Source organism: Streptosporangium sp. NPDC001681 (assembly GCF_040298085.1).
Classification (GTDB): Bacteria; Actinomycetota; Actinomycetes; order Streptosporangiales; family Streptosporangiaceae; genus Streptosporangium.
The window spans coordinates 1-4,676 of sequence record NZ_JBEOZN010000259.1; the positions used below are offsets into that span (position 1 = coordinate 1).

2 protein-coding genes are annotated in these 4,676 nt (G+C 70.6%); both read right to left on the bottom strand.

Features of this window, described 5'->3' with window-relative positions; translation table 11 throughout:
• A partial coding sequence (locus ABT130_RS46995; protein WP_350966411.1) for a condensation domain-containing protein occupies positions 1-1,104 on the bottom strand: 1,104 nt, incomplete at its 3' end.
• Positions 1,105-1,110: 6 nt separating this feature from the next.
• A complete protein-coding gene (locus tag ABT130_RS47000; RefSeq protein WP_350966412.1) occupies positions 1,111-4,338 on the bottom strand; it encodes a non-ribosomal peptide synthetase in 3,228 nt (1,075 codons plus the stop codon).
• Positions 4,339-4,676 lie beyond the last annotated feature (338 nt).

Consider the following 4,676-nt stretch of genomic DNA (forward strand, 5'->3'; position numbering starts at 1 on the left):
AGGTGAGACGTCACTCAGGGAGACGTCACCTGGGGACTGGAGCCGCTCGGGGTCCACGATGAGCAGGGTGTCGAAAAGCGGTTCGCCGGCCGGCGAACCGGCCCAGGCCGCCACGTCGGTGAGGGGGGCGGCGGCATGCGGCCGCAGGTCGCCCAGCTGCCGCTGCAGGGCGGCGGCCGCGGTGGCCAGGGTGTCGTGCGCACCGAGGCGGACCCGCACGGGCACGGTGTTTATGAGGAGACCCACGATCGAGCCCGCCGCGGCGAGTTCGCCGTCGCGCCCCGACAGGGTCAGCCCGTAAGTGATGTCCCGCGACCCCGTCCACGCGGACATGATCGCCGCCCACGCGCTCTGCAGCAGGGTCGCGAACGAGACACGCAGCCTCCGGGCGAGCTCGCGCGCCCGGACGGTCTCCTGCTCGCCGACCCCGAGGCGGATGCTCTCGCGACCTCCGTTCGGCCGCCCGGCCTCTCTGCCCGCCAGCGGAGTGGGGATCATGCCCGCCAGCGCGTCCCGCCAGTACACCTCCGCTCCGCGGGACCGTCCGCGCAGGTCCTCGACGAACGCGCGGTAGGGCACGGGCTCAGACGGTACCCCCGAAGTCGCCCCGTAGAGCGACGCGACCTCTCCCAGCAGGATGGACTTGCTCCATCCGTCAAGCACGATGTGATGGTTGGTACAGACGAGCAGGTGCCGCCGCTCGGCGACGCGGATGAGCGTGAGGCGCAGCAGCGGCGCGTCGGTGAGGTCGATGCCCCGCGTCCAGTCCGCGTCGAGGAACTCCGCGAGGAGCCGGTCCCGCTCCCTCTCCGGCAGGGGGCGCCAGTCAAGGAACTCGAAGCCGGGCTCCACCTCGTCGAGCACCACCTGAAGCGGCTCGTCGAGCCCTTCCCAGACCACCGCGGTACGCAACGCGTCGTGCCGTTCGGCCACCACCCGCCATGCCCGCCGGAACAGGTCCGCGTCGAGCCGGCCTTCGATCACGTACGTCTGCTGGACCAGGTTGGCCGTGTCCTCCGGGCGCAGGAGGTGCTGGAACAGCATGCCCGCCTGGAGGGGGGAGAGCGGGTAGATGTCACGGACGGAACGCTCGGGACTACGCACGACACCTCACTTCTTGAGCGCGCGTAGGACACGCGCGAGACCACGGCCGTCGAGTCCTGCCAGGGGGAAGTCCTCGGGTCTGGGGCCGTCGGAGGGACCGTCACCGCGGATCGAGGTCGCCGCCAGGGACAGGTCCTCGACGAGCCGGCACGCCAGTTCGCGCACCGTGCTCTCCCGGTGCGTGTTTCGCGAGTAGCGCCACTGCACGACCAGCTCGCCGCCTCGCGTGCCGGCGACGACGGTGAACAGGTGGGGACGCAGGGCATCCTCCGCGCGGAGGGACCCGAAGGTTCGGTCGGGATCGCCCAGCAGGTAGCGCGCGGCGCCCAGGGATCGCACCCCGGCCGGCGGGGCACCCTCCAGACGGCCCGCGTAGTTGACCAGCGTCTGTGGCGCGGGAGCGGCAGGCCCGTCACGCCCGGCCAGGTGGCGCAGGACACCGTAGCCGAGCCCCTGGTCGGGTACTGCGCGTAACTGCTCGGCGATCTCCTGCCACGGCCCGGCCCCCTGGTCGACGCCGCCGGCGCGGACACTGAGCTCGACGGGGTAAAGGGCGGTGAACCATCCCACGGTCCTCGACAGGTCGAGGTCGGGCCAGAGCGCGGGCCGTCCGTGGCCTTCGAGGTCCAGTGTCACCTCGGAGGTGGCGGTCCAGCCGGCGATGGTACGCGCCACCGCGGCCACAAGGATCTCGTGTGCCCGAGGCCCCCTGCCTCCCCGCTGGTGCCGCAGCAGCGCCCTGGTCCGCTCGGCCGGCAGGCGCACCTCGACGGCGCGCTCGGAACTCACCACGTTCGCCCCGCCGGGAAAGTCGACGGGAAGCTCCTGGTGCCGGTGCCCACGCGCCCAGTGGGCCGCCTGCGCGGCGAGCCGGTCCGAACGCGCGTACTCGTCCAGCCGCGCGGCCCATTCCCGCTGCGAGGCCGTGGTGTCCGGCAACCGGACCGTCGCCCCCCGCGACAGCTGCGCGCAGGCGGCGGCGAGATCGTCCAGAAGGATGTTCCAGGAGACCACGTCGACCACGAGGTGGTGGGCGGTCAGCATGAGCCGCCGCTCCCCGGTGCCGCCCGTCAGAGCCGCCCGCAGCAGGGGCCCCTCCTCCAGGTCGAGGCTGCCGTGCAGGTCACCGGCGAGGGCACGGGGCCCCTTGGTGCCGGGAACGCGGGTGAGAAGGCCCTCGCCGCGAGGCGGCGCGCCGAGCTCCTGGCGCCACCTGCCACCGGGGAGCCGCCGGTATCGGTAGCGGAAGGCCTCGTGTGCCGCGATCACAGCCTCTAGGGCGTCGCCGAGAAGGGCCGGGTCGAGGTCGTCCGCCACGTCGAGGACGACCGCCTGGTTGTAGTGATGGGGATCACGCAGGTCGAGGTCGAAGAACCAGCGCTGCGCGGGCAGCAGGGGGATCTCGTCTCCCTCACGCGGCTCAACGGCGAGGTCCTGCGCGCGCCGTGTGGAGACGGATTCGAGGGAGCGGGCCAGATCTGCGAGTACGGGTCGCCGCAGAAGGTCTCCGGGAGCGCTCAGAAAGCCGGCCCGCCGCAGCTCGCCGACGACGCGTATCGCGAGAATCGAGTCCCCTCCGAGCTCGAAGAAGTCGTCGTGAGCCCCCACCTGCGGCAGTTCCAGGACCTCCTCCCAGATCCTGGCCACCAGTTCCTCCTCGGGCGTGCCGGGCACCCCGGCGGACCCGGATGCCCTGTCGTGGCGTGCCGGGGCCGGCAGCGCGGAGCGGTCGAGTTTGCCGTTGGCCGAGAGCGGCAGCCGGTCGAGGGCGACCACGAACGCGGGAATCAGGTGGTCGGGCAGGATCCGGCGGAGATCCGCTCTCAACGACCCCACCCCCTCCCCTCCGCCGTCGAGGGCCACGTAACCGACGAGCTCGACACCCTCCCCGCGCGGATGAACCGCGGCGGCCGCGTCGGCGACGCCGGAAAGCCCGCGGAGCGCGGCCTCGACCTCACCCAGCTCGATCCGGTGTCCGCGCACCTTGACCTGGTCGTCCACCCGACCGGTGAACTGCAGGAGCCCCTCCGGCAGCCAGCGCGCCAGATCACCGGTGCGGTAGAGACGTTCTCCCGCCGGGCCGAAGGGGTCGGGGACAAAACATCCGGCCGTCAGTCCCGGCCTCCCCAGATAGCCGCGTGCCAGGCCCAGCCCTCCGATGAACAGCTCCCCGGTCTCCCCCTGCGGTACGGGGCGCATCTCCTCGTCGAGGACGTGGATCCGCGTGTTGTGCATGGGCCTGCCCACAGGCGTGCTTCCCCCGCGGGGATCGGCGTGCCCGACCCTCCAGCAGACGCGGCCCACGACCGCCTCGCTCGGCCCGTAGTGGTTGTAGATCACGGTGTCCGGCGCGAGTTCACGCCACGCCTCGACCAGCGCGGAGGGCAGCGTCTCGCCTCCCACCACGAAGGCCCGCGCGGTGACCTTCCCCGGGGTTTCGCCCGATCCGTGCCCACGCAGGGTCTCGCGCAGTGCCCTCAGATGCGAGGGGGTCAGCCTGACGATGCTGAAATCACCGCCGACCAACTCGTCCGCTGTTCTTTCCACGAGATCGGGGCCGTCAGGCAGTAAAGTGACGTCCGCCCCGGAGAGCAGCGGAAGATAAAGCCCCGTGACCGTCAGGTCAAAACTGATCGAAGAATGAACCAGGCTTCCCCGCTCGCCGGTCATCGGAAATTCACGCGACGCCCAGTGAAGATAATTGACCAGCCCTCGATGGGTGACCATGACGCCTTTTGGCCGTCCGGTGGATCCCGATGTGTAAATGAGATAGGCGATACCGTCAGGATGGCTCCATCGCGGGCAGGGGCTCGTGGGCAACTCGTCAAGCAGCGGTGCGTCCTGGTCGAGGCGGAGCACCGGAATGTCACGGGGCGCACCGATGCGACCGAGCGCGTGACCGTCTGCCAGCATCACCCGCGCGCCGCTGTCGGCCATCATGAAGCGCACCCGCTCCACCGGGTAGGAGGGGTCGATCGGCACGTAGGAGCCACCGGAGCGCAGCGCCCCGACCAGCGCCACCAGCAGGTCCGGCGAGCGGTCCATACAGATGCCGACGGTGCTCTCCCGCGTGACGCCGTGCGATCTGAGCCAGCGGGCGACCCGGTTCGCCGCCTCGTCCAACTCCCGGTAGGAGAGCTCTCCTCCGGCGCCGGACACCGCGCGGGCGCCGGGTGAGCGGGCGGCCTGGGCGGCGATCAGATCGGCCAGCGAAAGACCGGGGGGCAGTTCCACCGAGGCGCCGGTACCCCATCGGAATACTGCCTCTGGATATTCAGGGAGAATCGGAGGGTCGGGAATTTGCTGCTGGAAGCTCCGCATGAGTAAAGGTACGCTCCCTTTCCTCGGCATCCGAAAAAGCCCCGGTAAAAGGCGATGTCCAGACACTACGTGAAGGGCGTTCCGGGCGGGGACCCCAATAGGGATGGTCTCCCGCGATCCATTAGCGGGAGGAGGATCCCTCACCGGGGTGACGTGTTTGAAACCAAAGTCTGAGATGCCGGAGGTTTAGCGGGCCTGCTGGCCGCCGGCCGCGCCTCAGGCGCCCGGTGGACTATAAAAACACCGACCCA